The sequence below is a fragment of the Dyella ginsengisoli genome (assembly GCF_044904665.1).
GTDB classification, from domain to species: domain Bacteria; phylum Pseudomonadota; class Gammaproteobacteria; order Xanthomonadales; family Rhodanobacteraceae; genus Dyella_A; species Dyella_A ginsengisoli.
On the sequence record NZ_JADIKM010000002.1, the window covers coordinates 393462 to 416218 of the forward strand.

Below are 22757 nucleotides of genomic sequence, written 5' to 3' on the forward strand. Positions count from 1 at the left end.
ACTGTCCTCACCGGATCTTGAGCGCGCGAGCGGGAGGCAGGCGGCAGGCGCGCCAGGCCGGAAATACCGCCGCCAACAACGTGGCAACCAGTGCGAGTGCAAGCGTATTGGCGAGCATCTGGCTATCGAGCTGCGCCAGCGATGCGTACTGCGCCGGCTGCTGTCGGACGATCCACAAGCCACCCAGTGCAAGCAGCAGCCCGAGCACGCCACCACCCAGACCGATCATCGACGCTTCGATCAGCAACTGCGCGAACACCGATTGGCGCGACGCACCCATGGCCCGTCGTACGCTCAGCTCGCCGCCACGACGCAGGAACTTCACCAGAAGCAGGGCCACCGTGTTCACCAGGCACACGAGGAGAAAGCCGAGAGCCAGCAGCGCCTGCAGCTGCACGCCACCGGGCACGACGTGATTGGCGGCCAGCCAACCCATCACGTCGTGCAGGGCCGCGTTTGGCGGACGCTGGAACCGGCCCAGGCTCTTCTGCTCCTGCGAGTAATGGATAAGGAAGTCGCGGTAATCGGCGGCGGCCCGGGGCGTATCAAGCTGCACCCAGAACTGCAGCCAGGCGCAGGTATCGACCAGACGCTTGTCGCTCGGCATCGAGCCCATACTCCCCCAACAGTACATGCTGCCCTGCGTGCCGAACTTCAGACCCATCGCCGTCTCCAGCGGCAGGAAGACCTCTTCGGAATGCGCATACGCACCGTGACTCAGGTCGTAGTAATGGGGCACGGGATTCCAGCGATCGATCACTCCGATCACGCGGAACGCCTCCTTGCCCAGATGCAGCGTCTGCCCGACTGCCCGCTCGGCACCGAACAGCTTGTCGGCAAGTTTTCTCTCCAGCACTACCACGCGGGCCTGCTTGCCGTCATCGCTGGATGACCAGCCGTGGCCATAGGCGAACGGCACGTTGAACATCGTGAAGAAGTCGGCACTGGCATAGCGCGCCGTGGCAAAGAACGCCCGACCTTCGCCCTGCGGCGGACGCACCGTCACCCGCCCGCCCGTCATGGCTACCTGCGCGCTGCCGCGCCGGGCGTGGAGCAGATTCAGCGCATCGATCCAGGTCAGCTGATCGAGCGGCTCTTGACCCGGCTTGTAGCCTTGGCTGTCACGCGGATCCAACTGTGGGTAAAACAACCGTGCGCTTTTGCCGGGCACCGGATCGGCCGTCATCACATGCAGCACCGTGAGCATGGTCATCGAGGCGCCGATACCCAGCCCGATCGCCAGCACCATCAGCGCGGTGAGCACCGGGCTGCGCCTCAGGCTGCGCAGTGCGAGTTCCGTGTAGTAGCCGAACATTCCCTTCCTCCTTTCCCTGGACCTCACCGGTAGGAGCCCGCTCGCGGGCGATGCCCTGGCTCCTGCTCCACATCGAAAGCCAGGAGCATCGCCCGCGAGCGGGCTCCTGCATGTGTGTTGCGCTTACACCGACCGCGTCGCCACCACTGGCGGCACGGCCGCAGCGCGCAGCGCGGGGCCCAGCACCGCCAGTTGGCCAAGCAGCCACAGGGCCAACGCGCCGGCCGGCAAGTAGAGCAGCGGCAGTCGCGGCAGTTCGTAGATCCGCATCAAGGCGAGGTTGAGGCCGAACGCCAGCGCCATGCCCAGCGCGATGCCGCCGGTGACGATGAGGAAGTTCTCGGTCTGGAAGTAATGCAGGATGTCGCTGCGGGTGGCACCCAGCGCGCGACGCACGCCGATCTGCCGGCGGCGCTGCTGCACCCAGAAACTGGCCAAGCCGATGATGCCGAGCGCGGTAACCAGCAGCAGCGCGGCAATCACCCCGACCATCATCCCGGCCATCGTGCGATCAGCTCGGAAATAGCGCTGACGCAGGTCGCTGATGGTCTGGCTGGCGTCATGGTCGAGCACCACGTCGGGGGCGATGGTCGCCACGGCCGCCTTGGCGTCGCGCAGCACGCGCGGCAGGTCATGGGGATCGGCGCGCAGCAGATAGGTGCCCGCCAGGTTCGGCCCGGGTAGCGCAGGGACGAACACGGACCACTCGATGGTGCCCGTGCCTCCCTCGCCCGCGCCGGTACGCGCCATGTGCGCCACCACGCCCATCACGCGGAAGTGGTACTTGTCGATCCAGAACTCCTTGCCCAGCGCTTTCTGGCCGGGCCAAAGGTGTTCGGCCAGGGTGCGGCTCACGATCACCTGCGCATCGCTGGGCACGAAGGTGGCCAGCGGCTGGAAGTCGTCGGGCGTGGGCGCGCGGCCTTCGACCAGCGTCAGGCCCAGCGCCTCGAAGCTGCCGGGGCCGTCGTTGTAGAAGCCGAGCACGCCACCAAAATGCTTGCCGGCCCGGTCCAGCTTGACGCCGGCGTTGATGGACTGGCTGCCGAACGGCACGCCGCTCACCACGCTTACCGACTGCATGCCGGTGATGGCGCGCAGGCCCGCCACCATGCGCGCATTGAGGTCGCCCGACTGGCCGGCCTCGAACCCACTTACCTGCAGCACGGCCAGGGCGCTTTCGTCGACGCCGCTGTCCACCCGCGAGAGCTGGATCCGGTGGGCGATCATGAAACAGGCGTTGCACAGCACGGCACAGGCCAGCGCGATCTCCATCATGATCAGCACGGTGGCGAGGCGATGCTTGCGCAGCGCGGCGAGGATGGGCTGGATCTGCATGGTCTTCGTCCTCACAGCGTCTTCAGTTGCAGCGCGGGGGCGACGCGGCTGGCGCGCAGGGCCGGCAGCGCACCGGCGAGCAGGCTCACCGCCACCGACAGCGCGAAGGTGGTGAGGAACATCGCCGCATCCAGATGCACCAGGTCGGCGTACTCCACCGGTTGCCGGCGCACCAGCCACAGGCCGAGCAGCGACAGCAGCCAGCCGCCAACGCCGCCGATCAGCCCGATCAGACCCGCCTCCACCAGGCACTGCGCGAAGACCGCGCGGCGCGTGGCGCCCAGCGCACGGCGTACGCCGATCTCGCCACTGCGACGCAGGAATTTCGCCAGCAGCAATCCCACCATGTTGAACAGGCAGATCGAGAGAAAGGCAAAGGCCAGCCAGGTCTGCAGGCGCACGTCGCTGGGCACCACGTGGTTGAAGTCCAGCCACTGCATCAGGCTCATCATCCGGGCGCCGTCGGCGTTGCCGATGCGCCCGAGCCGCTGCTGTTCGGCGGCATAACCGGCCAGGAAGCTGCGGTAGTCGCGCTGTTTCGCCGCGCTGTCCAGTTGCACCCAGAGCGACACCCACACGCAGGGCGCGTTCTGCAGCGGCTTGCTGCCGAGGTCCCAGTTCCCCCAGCAGGTGAAGGGCTGCGAATCATTGGGCGCGATGTCCTGGCCGGTGCCGAACGGCACGAACACGTCCTCGGGTCGGCTGTAGAAGCTGGCGGTATCGCCGTTGGAGAAGCGGCCACCGCGCACATCATAGAACACCGGCGACGGCCGCCACGGTGCCAGCACGCCGATGATGCGCACATCGGTGTCCTTCAGCCGCAGGATGCGGCCCACGCTGTCGGCGCCTCCAAACAGCTTGCGGTTGAGATCGTCCGAGATCACCGCCACGCGGGTGTGCTTCGCATCGTCGTCTGCGCTCCAGCCATGCCCCTGCCGGAACGGCACGCCGAACATCGGGAAGAAGTCGCTGGTGGTCTGGAGCGTCGGCGCCATCAGCGGCGGCTGGTTCACGTCGGGCGCACGCAACTTGAGGGTGGCATTGGCGATGAGCACTTGTCGGTCGGCGCGATGCGCGCTCCACAGGTCCATCGCCGAGCGATAGTCCATCACGTCCCACGGCCGGTGCTGCGCATCCGGCGTCGGCGAAGGATCGACCTGCGGATAGAAGATTTCCCCGCTGCGCCCGGGCAGCGGGTCGCCAGACAGCAGATGCATCACCGTCAACGTGGTCATGCTTGCGCCGATGCCCACAGCGATCGCCAGCACCATCAGCGCGGTGAGTATCTTGTTGCGCTTGAGGCTGCGCAGGGCCAGGTCGATGTAATAGCCGAACATGGTGTTACTCCCCGTCCTCGATCGTCATCGATCGTCCGGTAGGAACCCGCTCGCGGGCGATGCTCCTTGCTGTGAATGCGCATCCAGGAGCAGAAGCATCGCCCGCGGGCAGGCTCCTGCCCCGGCGGTGTGGCGTCGTGATGCTCATACCGACCGCGTCGCCACCACCGGCGGCACGGCCGCGGCGCGCAGCGCCGGGCCGAGCACGGCGGCCTGGCCGATCAGCCACAGCGCGATGGCGCCGACCGGCAGGTAGATCGCCGGCAGGCGGGGCAGCTCGTAGTGATGCATCAGGAACAGGTTGATGCCGTAGGCCAGCGCCATGCCCAGCGCGATGCCCAGCGTGGCGAGCAGGAAGTTCTCGGTCTGGAAGTAGTGCAGGATGTTGCCGCGCGTGGCGCCCAGCGCACGGCGCACGCCGATCTGTCGGCGCCGCTGCGCCACCCAGAAGCTGCCCAACCCCACGATGCCCAGCGCGGTCACCACCAGCAGCGCCACGCACACGCCGGCAAGCAGCGTGGCCATGGCGCGGTCCTCGCGGAAGAAGTCGCGGCGCATGTCGCTCATCAGGTGCTTGTTGATCACCACGCGGTGCGGGTCGGTTTTCTTCAGCGCCGCGATGGCCGCCTGCAGCACGCGCTCGCGATCGCCGGGGGCGGTGCGGATGGCGAACTGGCTGTTGAAAACGCGCACGGGCAGCATGCCCGAGTACTGCGCCATCGAGTCGTCCCAGATCGACGGACGCACCAGCCCCTTGACCACGCCGACCACCTGCAACGGCACCTCGCTGCCCAGGTAAATCTGCTTGCCGAGCGGGTTCTGGCCCGGCCACAGCCGTTCGGCCAGCGCCTGGGTGATCACGATGGTGCTGGGCAGCTGCTTGAGATCGCCGGCCTGCGCGGCGCGCACCACGGCATCGAAGTCGCGATAGTCCTCCGGCTGCAGCAGGCGTCCGGCTACCAGTTGCAGGCCGAAGGTCTGGATCAGGTTCTCGCCGAAGTAGGTGGTCATGTTCAGCGTGGGCAACTTCTGCTGCGGGTCGAGCTTGATGCCGCTGTTGTTGGACGAGTTGCCAAACGGCACCTGGTTGACCGAGGCCACGTCGGTGACGCCCGGCACCTGGCGCAGCGCGGCGAGGTCTTCGGCGGTGCGGGCTTTCTCATCGGTCGCTCGACCGATGTCGGCCAGCTCCAGGTGCAGCAGCTCGCGCTCGGCGATGCCACTTGGCATGTCCATGCGCTGCAGGCGCTGGGTGATCAGGAACACCGCGTTGCACACGATGGCGCAGGTGAGCGCGATCTGCAGGATCAGCAGCGCGGCGGTGATCTTGTGCCGGCGCAGGGTGGCGAGGATGGGCAGGATTTCCATCGAATGCTCCGGTCTCAGTTGCTTTTCAGTTGCAGGGCGGGCGTGACCTGGCAGGCGCGCCAGGCGGGCAGCAGGCCGGCCAGCAGGCTGGCACCCACGGCGAGCGCGAAGGTGGTGAGCAGCATCGCCGGATCGAGCTGGGCGAGCTTGGCGTAGTCGGACGGCTGATGCCGCACCGCCCACAGGCCGAGCAGTGCGAGACCGAGCCCGCCGATGCCGCCGGCCAGGCCGATCACCCCGGACTCGACCAGCAGCTGCGCGAACACGTTGCGGCGCGACGCGCCCAGCGCGCGGCGCACGCCCAGCTCGCCGGCGCGGCGCATGAACTTGGCCAGCATCAACCCCACGGTGTTCACCAGGCACACCAGGAGGAAGCCGAACGCGAGATACACCTGCAGCCGCACGTCGCTCGGCACCACCTTGTTGAAGTCCAGCCACTCCATCAGGCTGCGCAGCCTCACGTTGGGCGGACGCTGGAAGCGGCCCAGCGACTGCTGCTCCTGCGAGTAGTGGGTGAGGTAATCCTTGTAAGCCGCCACCTGCGAGGCGCCATCGAGCTGCACCCAGAACTGCAGCCACACGCAGGTGGCGGTTTCCAGATGCTCGTCGTCGCCGCCGCCGCGGCCCCAGCAGTCCATCGAGCCGTTGCGGTCCAGCCGCAGGTCGCGGAAGGTGGTGAGCGGCAGGAACACGTCTTCCAGCGCGCGATAGCCGCCCATGTTGAGGTCGTAGAAGTGCGGGTTCGGCCGCCAGCTGTCGAGCACGCCCACCACGCGGAAGCCGGTGTCCTTGATGCGCAGCGTCTGGCCGGTGCTGTCCTTGCCGCCGAACAGCTTGTCGTTGAGCTCGCGGGTGATCACCACCACGCGCGCCTTGGCATCGTCGTCCGCCGCATTCCAGCCGTGGCCGTAGAGAAACGGCGCCTTGAACATCGCGAAGAAATCCGCCGTGGTGTAGCGCGCGTCGCTGAAGAACGGGTCCATGCCCGACTGCGCCGGCTGCACCGGCACCGCGCCGCCGGCCATCAGCGCCTGGCGCGTGCCGCGGTGCGCCTTGAGCAGGTTCATGCCGTCGATCCAGGTAACCTGCGCGGGCGGCTCCTTGCCCGGCTCGTAGCCGTCCTTGTCCTGGGGATCGAGCTGCGGATAGAACAGCGTGCCGCTTGAGCCGGGAATCGGATCGCCCGAGAGCACGTGGAACACGGTCAGCGTAGTCATGCTGGCGCCGATGCCCAGCGCCACGGCAAACACCATCAACGCGGTGAGCGCCTTGTTGCGCCTGAGGCTGCGCAGGGCCAGGTCGAGGTAGTACTGGAACATCGTCGTCACTCCGCACGCATCGTCAAATTTCCGGTAGGAGCCCGCCCGCGGGCGATGCCTTTCGCGCTGTAGCCACAGCAAAGCCAATTGCATCGCCCGTGAGCGGGCTCCTACGAGTGGGCTTTTTCATCGGGATCGTCATGCCGACCTCGTGGCCGCGATCGGTGGCAATCGTGAGGCGCGGCGGGCCGGCACGAACACCGCGGCCTGCCCGATCAGGAGCAGTGCCGCCGCACCGCTGAGCACATAGATCATCGGGATTCGCGGCGCCGCCACGTGCAGCATCAGCCAGAGGTTCAACCCGAGCGCGAACAACGCCCCAAGCACCACGCCAACACTGGCCATCAGGAGGTTCTCCGCCTGGAAGTAGCGCAGGATGTCGATCCGGCGTGCACCGAGCGCGCGGCGGATGCCGATCTGCCGCTGACGCTGACCTACCCAGAAACTGGTGAGTCCGACGATGCCGGCGGCGGTGACACCGAGCAGGATCAGGCAGACCGTCGCCAGCAGCATCACCGTGCCGCGATCGCCCCGATAAGCCTTGCCACGAATCTCGCGCATGCTTTGCGCGCCCCAGGTATCGGGCATCTCGCGCATCGGATCGAGCGCGAACAGCGCCTCGCGCGCGGCACGCATGACGGCTTGCTCACGGCTCGGTCGCACGCGTAGCGCGTAGCTCGCGGTGGGGCCGTCCAGCCGCACGGGCACCAGCACGGAGTCGTACGCCCAGCTATTCCCCCACGCCGCAACGGTGGGTGTCTGCAAGCGCTCGACGATGCCTACGATGGTGGCCGGCCGCACATCCAAGTAGATCGTCTTGCCCAACGCATCGCCGCGAGGGAACAGCGCGTCGGCCACCGATTGCGTCACGATCACGACCGATGCGGCGCGCGGACTGCGAATGGTGTGATGGTCGATTTCGGCAGCGGTGAAGTTGCGGCCCGCAACCAGCTTCAGGCCAAGCGTGGGCAGCAGGCGCTCGTCGCCGTAGTAGAGCGCGGCCTGGCCGGCGGGCTGCTTCTGCTCGGGCGCGGTGCGCAGCCCCGCGCTCCACATCGATCCCTGCAACGGCAGGCTTTCGCTGGCAGCGACATCGATCACGTCGGGCAGCCGGCGCAGTACATCGAGGTCGGCACGCTGCATCGCGTCCAGTCGCTCCGTGGCCGCGTCGTCCTCCGTATCGGGCGCATCCAGCCAGGTTTGTGAGATACGTACCAAGCCTTCCTCCTGCACACCGGTCGGCCGGTTCAGCCGCTCGATCCGCTGGCCGATGATGAACACCGCGTTGCACACGATCGCCAGCGTCAACGCGATCTGCAGCACGATCAGCAGTACGCCGGCCTTGTGCCGTCGCAGCGCGCGGATGAGCGGGTGCAGGGTCATGGCGGTCAATCCGACTTGAGCTGCCACGCAGGCTGTACCTGCGCCGCGCGATAGGTGGGATACAGCGCGGCCAGCATGGTGCACAGCACCGCCAAGGTGAGCGTGGAGAACAGCAGCCGGAGGTCGATCTGCGCCAACGCGGCTAGCCGTGGTGGCAGCACGGCGCCGATCGCCAGTACGCCAAGACCCGTCAGCGCGAGCCCCAGCGCGCCGCCGACGAGGCCGATCACGCCGGCCTCCGTGAGGAACTGCGCGTAGATCGCCCCACGCGCTGCGCCCAGCGCACGGCGCACACCGATCTCGCCGCTGCGGCGCAGGAACTTCGCCAGCAGCAGACCTACCGTATTGACCAGGCACACGATCAGCAGGCCCAGCGCCACCAGGAATGACACCCGCGTGTCGCCCGGTACGACGCGCTCCGCTTCGAGGAACGCGGGAAGATCGCGCAGGCGGTTATTGGGCTCGCCCTGGAAACGTCCAGCACGGCGCTGCTCGGCAGCGTAGTCGTCCAGATAGCGGCGATACGCGGCGACCTGTGCAGGCGTGTCCAACTGGGCGAGAAAGGTGATCCACACGCAACTGGACTGCTGCAGGCCGGCGAAGCCCGGGCGGGTGGGATCCTGGTCGCAGGCGGTGCGGCCATTGACCAGGTTGGCGGCGATGGCTCGCGTGAATGGCATGAACACCGCCGGCCCCTCGCGGCTGTAGCCGTCGGTGCCGAACACGTCATAGAACACCGGTTGCGGGTTCCAGTCATCGAGCACGCCGACCACGCGATAGTCACGCCCGGCCACATTCAACGTCTGGCCCACGCTATCGGCACCGCCGAAGGCGCGGTCGTTGAGCGCGCGACCGATCACCACCACCGATGCAGCGGCTGCATCCTCTTGCGTGCTCCATCCCTGTCCGAACAGGAAGGGTGCGTCGACCATGGAAAAAAAATCGCCGTACACCGCGTATCCGCCCACGGTCGACGGATGCTGCCCCGCCCGCTCCGGGAACACCGCCGGCCCAATGCCGTAAATGGCCGACTGCTTCACCGCGCGGTGATCACGCATTAGGGCCAGCGCGTCGACGTAGCTGAGCGCATCGGGCGGCTCGCCGTTGGCGCTGCGCCCGGATGCGCCCCATATCTCCAGCTGTGGCACGAACAGGTGCGACGATTTCCACGGGATCGGATCGCCGGACGCTGCCCGGAACACCGACCAGGTAGTCATGCACGCACCCACACCGAAACCGACCGCCAGCACCATTAGCGCTGTCAGCCCGGGGCTGCGGCGCAAACTGCGCCAAGCCAGATCGATGTAGTAGCCGAACATTGCGTGAAGTGCCCTAGTGACGAGGAAATGGCGTGGCGGCTGAAGATCTTGTTTGGTCCGGTGTCACACGCTGCGTGTCGCCTCCACCGGCGGCACGCGCGAGGCGCGCAGCGCCGGGGCGAGCACGGCGGCCTGTCCCAGCAGCAGCAGCGCGACGACGCCGACGCCCACGTAGGCCATCGACATGGGATCCATGGCGAAACGGGTCACCGTCCACAGGTTGAAGATGATCGCGAGCACGGTCCCGAGCGCCACGCCTGCCGCGCTGATGAGGAAGTTCTCGGTGAGGAAGTACGCGAGGATGTCGCGCTGCCGTGCGCCCAGCGCGCGGCGCACGCCGATCTGCTTGCGGCGCTGGCCCACCCAGAAGCTGGTGAGGCCCACGATGCCCGCCGCAGTGACCGCCAGCAGCACCACGCAGATGATGCCCATGAGCACGGCCATGCCGCGGTCGCTATCGAAAACCTTCTGGCGGATGGTGGCGTAGTCCTGGATGCCGTCCTTCGGATCAATGATGCGCATGCGGCTTTGCACGTACAGCGCCTTGGGCGCCTCGCGCATCGCAGCGGCAAGCTGGCCAGGTTTGGCGCGCACGATGTAGTAAATACCTTTCGAATCATCCGCCCGTAACGGCCAAATCAGCGCCTGCCCGGCGTAGCTGTTACTCGACGAATCCACGCCTTGCCGATGCAACGGATCGACGATGCCGATGATGGTGCTGGGGGTGGTGCCCATCGCATAGAAGCTCTTGCCCAGCGCATTGCCATCGGGGAACAGGCGATCGGCCAGCGCCTTGCTTACGATCGCCGTCGACGGGGTGATCGCCTGCTGGGTGCCCATCACCATCACCTCGTCGGGACGGAAGTTGCGCCCCGCGACCAGCTTCAGGCCCAGCGTGTCGATGAAATGCTCGTCGCCGGTGTATACCGCCGCATCCGTGGTCGGCTTGACCTGATCGGGCGTCATGGTGACGAAATTGTCCCAGCCGCCGCCCCGCAGCGGGTAACCGCTGGCGGGCGCGGCGTCGAGCACGGCGGGCAATTGCCGGAGCGCGGTCAGATCGGCGCGTACTTGCGCATCGACCTGCTCTGTCGAGCGATTCATGTCGGCCCACATGTTGGCGATGACAAACACGTTTGCTTCGTCCACGCCGCTGGCCTGAGACAAATTGGCCAGTCGCTGGTGGATGATGAAAAACGCATTGCACACGATGGCGAGTGTCAGCGCGATCTGCAGCGCGATCAGCAGGGTGCCTGCCTTGTGCCGGCGCAGCGCGACGAGGATGGGCCTGATTTGAATATTCATGGCTTGCTCCTCAGTTCGATTTCAATTGCCAGGCCGGCTGCACGTGCGCCGCACGCCACGCCGGGTAGAACGCCGCCATCACGGTGGCGGCGATGGCCACGGCAAACGTGAGTGCCACCAGCGACGGATCGAGCCTGGCCAGCTTCGCGATTTCCGGCCGGAACAACACGCCCACGCCCCCTACGCCCGCCGCCGTGAGCAGCAACCCCACCAGGCCGCCGGCCAGGCCCACCGTGCCGGCCTCGACCAGGTATTGCGCATAGATCTCGCCGCGCGTCGCGCCCAGGGCGCGGCGCACGCCGATCTCGCCGGCACGCCGCATGAATTTCGCCAGCAGCAGGCCGATGGTGTTGACCAGGCAAATCAGGAAGAAACCCAGCGCCACTGCCAGCGAGATGCGACTCTCCGGCGGCACCACCTGTTCGTAGTCCATCCACTGCATCACGTCGCGCAATCGCACGTTCGGCACCCAGTTGAAGCGGCCCGCGTGCTGTTGCTCGGTGGCATAGTTGGTGAGGAAGCGACGATAGCCGGCGATCTCGGCCGGGCTGTCCAGCTCCACCCACGGCGTGATCCACACGCAGTTGCTCTGCAGGTACTCCTGCCAAGTGGTGAAGCTGAGCGAACCGCGGCAACTGTTGCGGCCGCCGGTGCGCATCTGCAAATCCAGCGCGCGGTTGAACACCATGTAGATGTCCGGTTCGTCGGCAAAGCCGCTGGTGCTGAACAGGTCGTAGAAGCGTGGGCGCGGGTTCCAGTGCCTGGCAACGCCCACGATACGGTAATCGTGACCGCCAAGGTTGAGCGTGCGCCCCACACTGTCGGCACCGCCGAACAGCTTTTGATCGAGCACGTCACTGATGACGACATCAGCGGCGCGCGCGGCGTCGTCCTGTTCGCTCCAGCCGCTGCCGTAGCGGAACGGCACCTCAAACATGGCAAAGAAATCGCTGGTAACCGCATAGCCGTTGGCGTTCAAGGGCAGATCGCGATTGCCACCCGGTATCACCGAGAGTTGCACCGGGTACAGCAGCGTCTGGCGCTTCGCCCGGTGCGCATGCATCAGCGCCATGGCATCGATGAAGCCAAGGGCCTCCGCCGGCTCGCCGCCCTTCAGGTTTTGCTGTGGGCCCCAGGCATCGACCTGCGGCGTGAACAGCCGCGCCGACTTGTCGGGAATGGGGTTGCCCGACACCGCGCGGAACACCGAGTAGGTGATCATCGATGCGGCCACGCCGAAGCCGATCGCCATGACCATCAACGCGGTGAGCATCGGGTTGCGCCGCAGGCTGTGCCATGCAAGGTCGATGTAGTAGCCGAACATCGCGTGATGTGTCCTTGGCGGGAGTGAGGGTACGGACGGAATCGGGTCAGGCGGGCAAACGTCCGGTTACACGCTGCGGGTGGCCTCCACCGGCGGCACGCGCGAGGCGCGCAGCGCAGGAGCGAGCACGGCGCCCTGGCCGATCAGCAGCAGCGCGACGACGCCGACGGCGACATAGACCATGGAGAGGCGATGCATCTCGAAGTGGGTAACCATCCACAGGTTCAGACCTATCGCCATGGCCGTGCCCACCACCACACCGGCCACGCCGATCAGCAGATTCTCGGTGAGGAAGTAGCTGAGGATGTCGTTGCGGGTGGCGCCCAGCGCGCGGCGAACGCCGATCTGCTTGCGGCGCTGGCCGACCCAGAAGCTGGTGAGGCCCACGATGCCCGCCGCGGTGATCGCCAGCAGCACCACGCATACCACGCTCATCAGCAGGGCCATGCCGCGATCGGTCTTGTAGGCGTTCTCGCGCACCTGGGCGAAGGTGCGCACACCGGTCTCATCGCGCAGCACGCGCATGCGGTTGGTCTTGAACAGCAGTGCGGGAACCGACTTCGTCATGGCGTCGAGGCGACCGGGCTCGGTGCGGATCAGGTAGCTGCCGAACGAGCCGGTGAGCTGCAGCGGCAGCAGCACGGAGTGCTCCATGAAGCTGTCGGCAAAGGTGCCGTTCCACGGCGTCTGCAGGCGCTCGACGATGCCGATGATGGTGCTGGGCTTGGGCGTGCCCATGATGTAGACGTTCTTGCCCAGCGCCGAGCCGTCCGGGAAGACCTTGTCGGCCAGCGCCTTGCTGGCGATGATCTGCGCCGGCGCCTCGACTTCCTTGGCATCCTTCCAGCTGATTTCGTCGGAGCGGAAGTTGCGCCCGGCGACGAGCTTCAGGCCCATCGTGGCGAGCGCGTGGTCGTCGGCGAAATACAGCGTGCTGGCGGTGATCGGCTTCTTCGCATCGGGATCGAGCTGCACGCCCATCGACCAGCCGCCGCCGCGCAGCGGGTACGAGTTGATGGCGGTGGCGTCTACCACGCCGGGCATCTGGCGCAGCGCGGCGAGATCGGCCTTCACCAGCGGCTCGCTGCTCTTGGTCTCGTTGCCGACAAAGCGGTTCTGGATCGCCAGCAGGTTGGTTTCCACCATGCCGGTAGGACGCGCCACGCGCGCCAGTCGCTCGCGGATGATGAAGGTGGCGTTGCACACGATGGCCAGGGTGAGCGCGATCTGCATCGCGATCAGCAGCGTGCCGGCCTTGTGCCGCTTGAGCGCGGCGAGGATGGGTTGGATCTGCAGGTTCATCGTCGGCTCCGGATCAGTTCGACTTGAGCTGCCACGCCGGCTGCACCTGGGCGGCGCGCCACGTGGGATAGAAGGCGGCCAGCACGGTGGCCGCGATCGCCACCAGCACGGTCAGCGCCACCAGCGACAGGTCCACGGTGGCCAGCCGGGCAATCTGCTTGTCGAACACCAGGCCCACGCCGAAAACGCCCAGCGCCGTGAGCAGCAGGCCGAGCAGCCCCCCGGCCAGGCCCACCGCGCCGGCCTCGATCAGGAACTGCGCGTACACCGTGCCGCGCGAGGCACCCAGCGCGCGGCGCACGCCGATCTCCGGTGCGCGGCGCATGAATTTGGCCAGCAGCAGGCCCACCGTGTTGACCAGGCAGATCAGCAGGAAGCCCAGCGACACCAGCAGCGAGATCTTGCTTTCCGGCGGCACCACGTGCTGGAAGTCCAGCCACTCGGTGACGTTGCGCAGCTTCACGTTGGGTGCCCAGCTGAAGCGGCCGGCACGCTGCTGCTCGGCGGCATAGCCGTTGAGAAAGCTGCGGTAGGTATCCACGTCGGCGGCGGTGGGCAGCTCGGCCCAGTAGGCGATCCAGATGCACTCCGAGCGCAGCCAGCCGTCCCAGCCGTTGCCCGCCGGCGCGTTGCAGTTGTTGTTGCCGGCCGTGCCGATCTGCAGATCCACCGCGCGGGTGAACGGCATGAACAGGTCGACCGGATCGCCGAAGCCCTGGGTATTGACCGGATCGAAGAACAGCGGCTGCGGATTCCAGCTGTCCATCACGCCGGTGACGCGATAGTTGTGTCCATCAAGGTTGACCTCGCGCCCGATGCTGTTGATACCGCCGAACAGCTTGTCGTTGAGCGCCTTGCTGATGACCACCACGGCGCCGCGCGCCTCGTCCTGGTTGTGACTCCAGCCGCTGCCGTAGAGGAACGGGATGTCGAACATCGCGAACACGTCGCCATACGCCGCATAGGCGTTGGCATTGAACGGCAGCTTGCTGGCATCGGCCGGAATCACCGACGGCGCTACCGGATACAGCGCGGTTTCGCGCAGCGCCTTGTGGGCGCGCGAGAGGTTGTTGGCGTCGGTGTAGCTGAGCGCATTCGGCGGTTCGCCCTTGTCCAGGTCCGACGGCTTCCAGTTGGCGATCTGCACCGCGAACAGCTGCGAGGATTTCTGCGGAATCGGGTTGTTGGAGGTGGCGCGGAACACTGCGTAGGTCGTCATCGATGCGGCCACGCCAAAGCCGATGGCCATGATCATCAGCGCCGTGAGCATCGGGTTGCGACGCAGGCTGCGCAGGCCGAGCTGGAAGTAGTAGGCAAACATGGTGCGAATCCCGAGTTGGATGGCGACGGCGTGATGCGGCGCCCTCTCCCCACGTGTGCCCGGGGAAGAGAGCCTTGAAGCGTCGGTATCGCGGGGTGGTTGTGCCCACCGCGCGCCGCTTTGGCTCCCTCTCTGCTGACGGCTTTCCCGTCATCGGAGAGGGCTGGGGTGAGGGGCGCTTTGCCCGGCTTCCACGGCCTGGGACCAAGAGCAGAGCGCCCCCCTCACCCCACCCTCGCCCCCGGCTGCGCCGGGGGAGAGGGCTTTCAGGCGTCAGGCGTCGATGGCGCGGGCGGCGTGCGCATGGAAGCGCGGGTCTTCCGCCAGGTCGACCACCTGGCCATCGATGATGTGCACGTTGCGCTGGGCGCGTGCGGCGAGCTCTGGATCGTGCGTCACCATCACGATGGTGGCGCCTTCGCGGTGGATCTCCTCCAGGAGCTCCATCACGCCACGGGCCATCTGGGTATCCAGGTTGCCGGTCGGTTCGTCCGCCAGCAGCAGGCGCGGCGAGCCAGCCAGCGCGCGGGCGATCGCCACGCGCTGCTGCTGGCCGCCGGAGAGTTCGGCCGGGTAGTGCTTGGCGCGCGAGGCGAGGCCCACGCGCTCCAGCGCGCCCATGATGCGTTCCTTGCGCTCGGCCGACTTCATGCCGCGGTAGCGCAGCGGCACCTCGACGTTGTCGAACACGTTGAGGTCGGGGATCAGGTTGAACGCCTGGAAGATGAAGCCGATCTTCTCGTTGCGGATCTTCGAGCGCGCGTTGTCGTCGAGCTGGCTCACCTCGATGTTGTCCAGGTGATAGGTGCCGCCGGTGAAGGTCTCCAGCAGGCCCGCGATGGTCAGGAAGGTGGTCTTGCCCGAGCCGGACGGGCCGGTGACGGCGACGAACTCGCCTTCCTTCACGTCGATGTTGAAATCGCGCAGGGCGTAGGTCTCCACCACTTCGGTGCGGTAGACCTTGGACAGGTGGGTCATCTTGAGCATGGGGTTTCCTTCCTCGGTGGTGGTGGAACGGTGTGCAAAGGGACGGGGGACGGGGAGCATCGATGTGGGGAGAGCACCGTCCGATGAGGCCGTGCAAAGGTCACGGCACCGTTGCGATGGCTGCACGTTTCAAGCGCAGGCTCCCCGTCCCTCGTGTTCTTCAACTGCTGATGGCGACGCGCGGCGCGCTCTTGAAGCTGTCGGTACCGGAGATCACGATCTTGTCGCCTTCCTTCAGGCCATCAAGGATCTCCACCTTGTCGATGCTGCTGGCGCCGACGCGGATCGGCGTCTTGGTGGCGATGCCGTCACGTACGACGTAGGCGTAGTTGCCGCCCGATTCGTCCACGAACGAGCCGCGCTGCACGGTGAGCACGTTGTCGCGCTTGTCCAGCAGCACGCGCACCGACAGGCGCTGGCTCTGGCGCAACTGCTTGGGCGTGGCGCCATCGAAGGCGAGCCGCGCGGCCACTTCGCCGTTGACCACTTCGGGCGAGATCGCGCTGACCTTGCCGTGCCACGTGGTGCCGTTGCCGCTGATCTCGCCCGGCATGCCGATGCCCAGATCGCGGGCGAAGCTTTCCGGCACCTGCATTTCCACCTGCAGCGCGCTGAGGTCGATCACGCTGAGCAGCTGGGCGTCCTTCGCCACGGTGGCGCGCTCGGCGATGAACAGCTGACCGACCTGGCCGTCCACCGGCGACTTCACGTTGAGGTCGTCGACCTGGCGCTGCAGATCCTGCACCAGCAGCACCTGGCGATCGTGGGCGAGTTTCTTGGCCTCGATGTCGAAGCTGAGGCTGTCGTTGTCCATACCGAGGTTGGCCTTGGCGTGGCGCTCGGCGATCTCGGCTTTCTGCAGGGTGTCGTTGGCGGTGTCGACGTCGCTCTTGGCCACCGCCCCCTTGGCAAACGCGGCGGTGTTGCGCTCCAGCGTGCGGCGCGCGGCCTGCGCGTCGATCTGCGCGTTGTCGAACGCCTGCTGCAGTTCGGCGCGCTTCTTCTGCGCGTCGATCTGCGCGCGCTTGTATTCGACTTCCATCGCGTCGGCGTTGGACTGCTCCTGCGCCAGCTTGTTGGTGAGCTCTGGGCTGACGATGGTAGCCAGCACCTGGCCCTGCTTCACCGTGTCGCCGGCGTGCACCTTCAACGTCACCGCGCCGCCGGAGGTGGCGTACAGCGTGGGGCTCACCGCCGCGACCACCTTGCCCTCGGCAGCGATGTCGCGCACGAAGGGGCCGCGACCCACGGTGGCAAACGCCAGTCGCGAAGCGCTTACCGAGGCGTCGGCGGAGAACAGTCGCAGCACGCCGGGCATCGCGAACGCCAGCACGGCGATCACGCCGACGCCCGCACCGAGCAACAGCGCACGACGCTTGCGGTTGGGTTTGACCTCGACCATCCGGTCTTGGGCGGAGGTGTCACGAATCATTGCGGTCCCCACGGCTGCGGACAGGTGCAGCCACGAAGACACTTCAGCAAGCGCCGTGCCAGCTATCGCAAACCGCGCCAGGGCGCGCCATCGCTGGGTTTGTTCTGCGCGTGCCGCCGCTGTGGACAGTGTCCGCGGACACCGGCACGGACAGGCGGACAGGGCGCGGGCGTCCGATCCGTTACGCGCTCAGTCGCACGCCCTCGGCCTGAGCCAGCTGCTGCGCGGTGCGCCAGCTGAGCGCGCTGGCGGCACCGGCCGCGCGCACGCACAACAGTTCACACGGCCCAAGCCGCTGCGTGACAAAGCGCAACCGCCGCGCGCGATCCACCCGCCCGGCAGGCGTCGCATCGGGCGCGGGCAGGTCGCGCGCGTCCGCCACCAGCGCGTCCCAGGCGAGGTAGTCGGTGTCCGGCAGCAGATGCAGGCGCACGCGGGCGATGCCGGCGTCATCGCAGAGGCTGATCGATTCGCGCGGGCCGTCTGGGGTGACCGCGCAGGTGTGGCACAGGCATGAGGGACGGGCGAGCGCGTGGAGATCGGGCGCGGCGGCAGGCGTGCTGCCCCAGCCATCCGCCCACAGGCACAGCACCGGGCCGAGCGAGACCAAGCCGGCGGAAAATCGTTCCGGGTCGACCGCCAGCCAACGCCGATCTGCGCCATCGGCAGGCGACCGGCGCCATCGGCGCGCCATCAGCCATCGGGTCATGCAATACCTCCGCAGGAGGCCCGGCTGATCGTCGGTGACGACGCTGGCGATAGGCCATGAACAGCGAACGGCGGCGGCGATGCCGCGGCCGGATCACTTGGTGAGAATGAGCTTGTCGTTGCGGGTAAGGCGCAGGAAGTACTCGCCGCCCTGATGGCGTATCACCAGCTCGCGCCCGCCGGCGAGCAACTCGTCACTGGAAAGCGTGCGCACCGGCAGTGACACCGGCTTGAGCGCCAGGGTACCGGCCGGCCGGGCCGTGGCATCGGCGTTCGTCATCACCAGAGGACGATTCATGAGTGCTTTCTCCACAATGGGTTACGCATCTGATGATAAGCATTCTCATTTAAGAGTCAATCCACCGCGGACTCCCGGAGCGCGCCCTGACGAAGCGCCGAGACACGAAACGTCCTCGGCACAAGGATGGCTGCGCGGCGATTCAAACCCGTGGCGACTGCAGGATCGGACACCGGCATGAAACCGGATCGCCCCAAGGACGGTGCGCGCGGATGAAATCCGTCCGCCCGCGAGGGTTCAGCCGCGCAGCGCCCAGCGTTCGATCACCCGGTGGATCGCATCGAGCCCGTCGAACAGCGCCGCGGGACCGGGCTGCAGGATGATCGGCGACTTGATCTCGTGCAGCTCGCCGTCGCGCACGGCGGGAATCGTGTCCCAGCCGGGCCGCGCGGCCACCTTCTCCGGCCGGAAGCGCTTGCCGCACCACGAGCCGAGGATGATGTCCGGCGCGCGCGCGATCACCGGGGCGCCGTCGGCGAGGATGCGCTGCTTCGCCAGCGGCTCGCGTGCCAGCTCGGGGAAGATGTCGTCGCCGCCGGCGAGGTTGACCAGCTCGGCCACCCAGCGGATGCCGGTGATCAGCGGCTCGTCCCATTCCTCGAAGTACACCTTCGGCCGTCGTGGCAGCGCGGCGGCCGCGGCGCGCACGGCGGCGAGATGGGCCTCGGCGCGCTGCGCATAGGCCTCGGCCCTCTCGTGCGCGCCGACCATCGCACCGAGCCGGCGGATATAGGCGAGGATGCCCTCCACACTGCGATGGTTGGAGATCCACACCTCCACGCCGGCCTTGATCAGCTCGCGCGCGATGTCGGCCTGGATGTCGGAGAAGCCGATCGCCAGATCGGGCTCAAGCGCGAGGATCTCGCCGATCTTCGCGCTGGTGAAGGCCGATACCTTGGGCTTCTCCTTGCGCGCCCGCGGCGGTCGCACGGTGAAGCCGGAGATGCCCACGATGCGATGCTCCTCGCCCAGTGCGTAGAGCAGCTCGGTAGGTTCTTCGGTGAGGCAGACGATGCGCTGGGGAAAGGCGTCGGTCATGGCGGGCGATCGCGGGGAATAAGGACCGCCCATGGTAACGGGGCGTTCAACCGCCGCCGATCACCGTCACCGTGACCTTGCGCTGGTGCGCGTCGGTGCGGTGCTCCCACAGGTACAGTCCCTGCCACGTGCCCAGCGCGAGACGCCCGGCGTGCACCGGCACAGTGAGGCTCACTCCGGTGAGAATGCTGCGCACGTGCGCCGGCATGTCATCCGGGCCTTCGGCATCGTGCCGGAACAGTGGATCGCCATCGGGCACCGCGCGCGCGAACCAGCGCTCCAGGTCGGCACGCACGGTGGGATCGGCGTTCTCGCTGATCAGCAGCGAGCAGCTGGTGTGCGCGGTGAAAACATTCGCCAGCCCGGTCTGCACGCCGCTGGCGGCGACTGCGTTGGCCACCTCGTCGGTGATCTCGCTGAAGCCGCGCCCACGCGTGTGTACGGTGAAAGCAGCTTGCGCAACGTGGTCGGCGGAGTGGCGGCGCATGGGCTTGATCGACGCGTCAGGGGTACAGCATCCGCTGCGTCCAGGTCTGGCCGTGGCGGCTCCAGCGCACGCGCTCGTGCAGGCGGAACTCGGCGCCGTACCAGAACTCGACCATGTCCGGCTCCACCACGAACCCGCCCCAGTGCGGCGGGCGCGGCACGTCGCGGCCCTCGAACTCCTGCTCGTAGCGGGCCACGCGCTGATCGAAGGTGTCGCGGTCGGGCAGGTTCTGCGACTGCAGCGAGGCCCAGGCGCCGATCTGGCTGCCGCGCGGGCGCGTGGTGAAATAGGCGTCCGACTCCTCGGCGACCAACTTGCGCGCCAGGCCCTCCACGCGCACCTGGATGCCGTCGCGCACGCCCTTCCAGTGGAAGTTGAGCGCCACCTGCGGATGTGCCTCCAGCTGCTCGCCCTTGTCGCTCTGGTAATTGGTGAAGAAGCGGAATCCGCGTTCGTCCACGCCCTTGAGCAGCACGATGCGCGAACTGATGCGGCCGGCCGCGTCGGCGGTGGCCAGGTTCATCGCCGTCGGCTCGCGGTCTCCCCCTGCCTTGGCCTCGTCGAGCAGCTGCACGAAGGTGTCCAGAATCTCGCGATTGAGCATAAGGTCTTGAATCGTGGCCGGTGCGCGTCATCATGGCGCGGATGAACAACGATCCTAGCACGCAGAATCTGGCCCTGGCCGTGCATCTGCTCGACCACTACGCCGGTCGCATCGCGCGCGCGCGGCGACCCTATCTGATGGGCCTCTCCGGCCTGCAGGGCAGCGGCAAAAGCACGCTCGCCCGCGTCATCAAGTCACAGGCCGAGTCACGCGGCATCCCCACCGAGGTGCTGTCGCTGGACGACTTCTACTACTCGCGCGCCGAGCGCGAGATGCTGGCCAAGGAGATCCACCCGCTGCTGCGCACGCGCGGCGTGCCGGGCACCCACGAGATCGAGCTGCTGCTCTCGGTGCTGGCCGCCCTGCCCAAGGCGTCGGAGAAGCTGCCGGTGCCCTACCCGCGCTTCGACAAGGGGCGCGACACGCGGCTGCCCCCGTCGCGCTGGCCGCGGGTGACGCGCCCGCCGAAGCTGGTCATCCTGGAGGGCTGGGCCCTGGGCATCCGTCCACAGAACGCCGCGGCCCTCAACTCGCCGGTGAACGAGCTCGAACGCAAGGAAGATCCCGACGGCGCCTGGCGTCGCTGGGTCAACAAGCAGCTGCGCACCTACCAGCCGCTGTGGCGCAAGCTCGACGCGCTGATCGTGCTGCAGGCACCGAACTGGGACGTGGTGCGCCGCTGGCGCAGCGAGCAGGAAGAAGCTCTGATCGCCCGCCACGCGCCACTGGCGATGGACGCCAAGGCGATGGAGCGCTTTCTCGCGCACTTCGAGCGACTCAGCCGCCACGCGCTGGCCACGCTGCCACAGCTGGCCGACAGCTGGGTGGAATACGACACCGAGCGCCACGTCACCGGACTCAACCACAGCTGAAGCCAGCGTGCGGCCGAGTGGGGCGGCGCGCGCCCGGCGACGCTCACTCCACGACGAAATTGACGCGCATGTTCACGCGCCACTCGGTCACCTTGCCCTTGGCATCGGTGACCACCTTGATCTCGTTGAGCCAGGCGCCCTTGATGTGCTTCACCGACTCGGAGGTCTTGGTGAGCCCGTGCTGCACGGCATCCTCGATGCCCTTGCTGGAGGAGGCGCTGATTTCGATGACCTTGGCGACAGACATGGCATGACCCTCTGCAACGCCGCCACGAGCGGTGCGGCACGCCCCCTGTCCCGCCGAGTGTGTGCCCCTCGCCGCGTCGCGGCACGCCGCAGCGCGGCATGGCTCAGGCGCCCGGCTCCACCTGCACGGCGGTGCCGTAGGCGAGCACTTCAGTCACGCCTTCGGCCACCTCGTTGGCGTCGTAGCGCATGCCCACCACGGCGTTGGCGCCCATCGCCGCCGCATGCCGCAGCATCAGGTCGAACGCCTCGCCGCGGGCCTTCTCGCACAGTTCGGTGTAGATCGTGATGTTGCCGCCGACCAGCGTCTGCAACGCCGCGCCGAGGTTGCCCACGATGCTGCGCGAACGCACGGTGATGCCGCGCACCACGCCCATCGGGCGCACGATGCGGTAGCCGGGAATATCGTTGGTGGTGCTGACCAGTGCCGCTGCAACCGCTGCTGCCATGACACGCTCCTTGCTCGATGAAGACTTGCGGGACGAACCGCCGATGGTGGCGGCCGTGGCGATCGATGATGCGCGGCGGACGACACCCCACAGATCGATCGAACCGCTCAGCCGGAGCGATCGGTCGGATGCATCAGCGCCGCGTAGCCCTCGCGCGCGTCCGGCCACTGCGGCACCCAGCCGCTGGCGCGCAGGCGCGCGTTGCGCAGCCGCTTGCTGCCGATACCCGCCGGTCCCGGGCCATCGGCCGGCGGCGGGGCGCCGGCCAGAGCCGCGAGATGGTCATACAGCACGTCGATCGGCAGCGGCATATCGTCCACGCCGAGGTAGACCGGTTGCGGATCGTCCAGCGCGAGCAGGTGCGCGATCGCCGCGGCGGCATCCTCGACGTGGATGCGGTTGGCCCAGTGCGTCTGCGTGCGCGGCACCCGTGCCAGGCCGGCGCGCAGGCGATCAATCAGCTGCAGCCGGCCCGGTCCGTAGAGGCCGGCCAGCCGCAGCGCGATGCCGGCGACCGGCTGCGCGGCGAGCCAACGCTCGGCCTCCAGCAGCACGGCGCCATTGAAACCGGGTGGATCGGGCGGCGTGTCCTCGTCCACCCCGCCGCCGCCGTTTTCGCTGTAGACCGCACTGGACGACACGAACAGCACCTGCTTCAGCGATGCCGGCTCGAGTGCCGCCATCACGTGGCGCAGGCCATCGACGAACACGGCGCGATAGGCGGCCTCGTCGCGTGCGCCGGGTGTGGGCAGATGTACCAGCTGCGTGATGTCCGGTGGCATCGGCGGCAGCCGGTCCGCCTGCGTCATGTCGCCGGCCAGCCAGGTGATGCCGTCGATGGAGTGGGCCGGCGGATGGCGGCGCAGGGCGAACACCGCATCCCCGCGCGCGAGCAGCCGCCGCGCTACCCGCTCGCCCAGGTCGCCGCAACCGGCCAGCAGGACGCGTTCGCTCATGGCGTGATGGTCCCGCTCGGCTGCGTGGTGCGCCCTGCTAGCATTTGTG

Annotated in this window: 22 protein-coding genes; 1 reads left to right on the top strand and 21 read right to left on the bottom strand. The window is 67.5% G+C overall.

The genetic code is table 11. The features are described 5' to 3' along the window. Window positions 1-7: 7 nt before the first annotated feature. The 18 genes from ISP17_RS08705 to pdxH form a co-directional block, all read right to left on the bottom strand. Complete coding sequence (locus ISP17_RS08705; protein WP_404632137.1) at window positions 8-1315, bottom strand: ABC transporter permease; 1308 nt, start codon at window positions 1313-1315, stop codon at window positions 8-10. A gap of 123 nt (window positions 1316-1438) precedes the next feature. Then, entirely contained in the window at window positions 1439-2653 is a 1215-nt protein-coding gene (locus ISP17_RS08710) for an ABC transporter permease (RefSeq protein ID WP_404632139.1), read from the bottom strand. Window positions 2654-2664: 11 nt separating this feature from the next. Next, entirely contained in the window at window positions 2665-3990 is a 1326-nt protein-coding gene (locus ISP17_RS08715; RefSeq protein WP_404632141.1) for an ABC transporter permease, read from the bottom strand. 144 nt (window positions 3991-4134) lie between these two features. After that, a complete protein-coding gene (locus tag ISP17_RS08720; protein ID WP_404632143.1) occupies window positions 4135-5358 on the bottom strand; it encodes an ABC transporter permease in 1224 nt (407 codons plus the stop codon). Between the two features lie 14 nt (window positions 5359-5372). Further along, the gene (locus tag ISP17_RS08725; RefSeq protein WP_404632145.1) at window positions 5373-6677 is read right to left on the bottom strand and encodes an ABC transporter permease; all 1305 of its coding nucleotides are present in this window, start codon (window positions 6675-6677) and stop codon (window positions 5373-5375) included. Window positions 6678-6815: 138 nt separating this feature from the next. Next, window positions 6816-8060, bottom strand: a complete 1245-nt coding sequence (locus ISP17_RS08730) for an ABC transporter permease (protein WP_404632147.1) — start codon at window positions 8058-8060, stop codon at window positions 6816-6818. 5 nt (window positions 8061-8065) lie between these two features. Beyond that, on the bottom strand, window positions 8066-9379 hold the full coding sequence (locus ISP17_RS08735; RefSeq protein ID WP_404632149.1) for an ABC transporter permease: 1314 nt from the start codon (window positions 9377-9379) through the stop codon (window positions 8066-8068). Window positions 9380-9442: 63 nt separating this feature from the next. Then, a complete protein-coding gene (locus ISP17_RS08740; protein ID WP_404632151.1) occupies window positions 9443-10684 on the bottom strand; it encodes an ABC transporter permease in 1242 nt (413 codons plus the stop codon). A gap of 10 nt (window positions 10685-10694) precedes the next feature. Further along, window positions 10695-12008: an ABC transporter permease gene (locus tag ISP17_RS08745; RefSeq protein ID WP_404632153.1), complete on the bottom strand. Its 1314-nt coding sequence runs from the start codon at window positions 12006-12008 to the stop codon at window positions 10695-10697. Between the two features lie 66 nt (window positions 12009-12074). Beyond that, complete coding sequence (locus ISP17_RS08750) at window positions 12075-13310, bottom strand: ABC transporter permease (RefSeq protein WP_404632155.1); 1236 nt, start codon at window positions 13308-13310, stop codon at window positions 12075-12077. Window positions 13311-13323: 13 nt separating this feature from the next. Next, on the bottom strand, window positions 13324-14631 hold the full coding sequence (locus ISP17_RS08755; RefSeq protein WP_404632157.1) for an ABC transporter permease: 1308 nt from the start codon (window positions 14629-14631) through the stop codon (window positions 13324-13326). A gap of 273 nt (window positions 14632-14904) precedes the next feature. Continuing rightward, complete coding sequence (locus ISP17_RS08760) at window positions 14905-15618, bottom strand: ABC transporter ATP-binding protein (RefSeq protein ID WP_404632159.1); 714 nt, start codon at window positions 15616-15618, stop codon at window positions 14905-14907. Window positions 15619-15778: 160 nt separating this feature from the next. Continuing rightward, window positions 15779-17050 carry an efflux RND transporter periplasmic adaptor subunit gene (locus tag ISP17_RS08765; RefSeq protein ID WP_404632161.1) on the bottom strand — a complete coding sequence of 424 codons (1272 nt, stop codon included), beginning with the start codon at window positions 17048-17050 and terminating at the stop codon, window positions 15779-15781. Window positions 17051-17231: 181 nt separating this feature from the next. Then, window positions 17232-17759, bottom strand: a complete 528-nt coding sequence (locus tag ISP17_RS08770) for a hypothetical protein (RefSeq protein ID WP_404632163.1) — start codon at window positions 17757-17759, stop codon at window positions 17232-17234. A 93-nt stretch (window positions 17760-17852) separates the two neighbouring features. Continuing rightward, entirely contained in the window at window positions 17853-18056 is a 204-nt protein-coding gene (gene hemP / locus ISP17_RS08775; RefSeq protein ID WP_404632165.1) for a hemin uptake protein HemP, read from the bottom strand. Between the two features lie 237 nt (window positions 18057-18293). Beyond that, a complete protein-coding gene (locus ISP17_RS08780; RefSeq protein ID WP_404632167.1) occupies window positions 18294-19094 on the bottom strand; it encodes an ABC transporter substrate-binding protein in 801 nt (266 codons plus the stop codon). Window positions 19095-19140: 46 nt separating this feature from the next. Beyond that, window positions 19141-19581, bottom strand: a complete 441-nt coding sequence (locus tag ISP17_RS08785) for a secondary thiamine-phosphate synthase enzyme YjbQ (protein ID WP_404632169.1) — start codon at window positions 19579-19581, stop codon at window positions 19141-19143. Window positions 19582-19597: 16 nt separating this feature from the next. After that, window positions 19598-20185, bottom strand: coding sequence for a pyridoxamine 5'-phosphate oxidase (gene pdxH, locus ISP17_RS08790; RefSeq protein WP_404632171.1), 588 nt, complete (start codon window positions 20183-20185; stop codon window positions 19598-19600). 41 nt (window positions 20186-20226) lie between these two features. On the opposite strand from pdxH, the gene ISP17_RS08795 reads away from it, so the two are divergent. Further along, window positions 20227-21057: a kinase gene (locus ISP17_RS08795; RefSeq protein WP_404632173.1), complete on the top strand. Its 831-nt coding sequence runs from the start codon at window positions 20227-20229 to the stop codon at window positions 21055-21057. Between the two features lie 43 nt (window positions 21058-21100). Here ISP17_RS08795 and ISP17_RS08800 read toward each other — a convergent pair whose 3' ends face one another. The 3 genes from ISP17_RS08800 to ISP17_RS08810 all read right to left on the bottom strand — a co-directional run bounded on the left by ISP17_RS08800 (window position 21101) and on the right by ISP17_RS08810 (window position 22708). Then, window positions 21101-21304, bottom strand: a complete 204-nt coding sequence (locus ISP17_RS08800; protein WP_404632175.1) for a dodecin family protein — start codon at window positions 21302-21304, stop codon at window positions 21101-21103. A 103-nt stretch (window positions 21305-21407) separates the two neighbouring features. Next, window positions 21408-21752, bottom strand: a complete 345-nt coding sequence (locus ISP17_RS08805) for a YbjQ family protein (protein WP_404632177.1) — start codon at window positions 21750-21752, stop codon at window positions 21408-21410. A gap of 107 nt (window positions 21753-21859) precedes the next feature. Continuing rightward, on the bottom strand, window positions 21860-22708 hold the full coding sequence (locus ISP17_RS08810) for an NAD-dependent epimerase/dehydratase family protein (protein ID WP_404632179.1): 849 nt from the start codon (window positions 22706-22708) through the stop codon (window positions 21860-21862). Window positions 22709-22757: the final 49 nt, after the last annotated feature.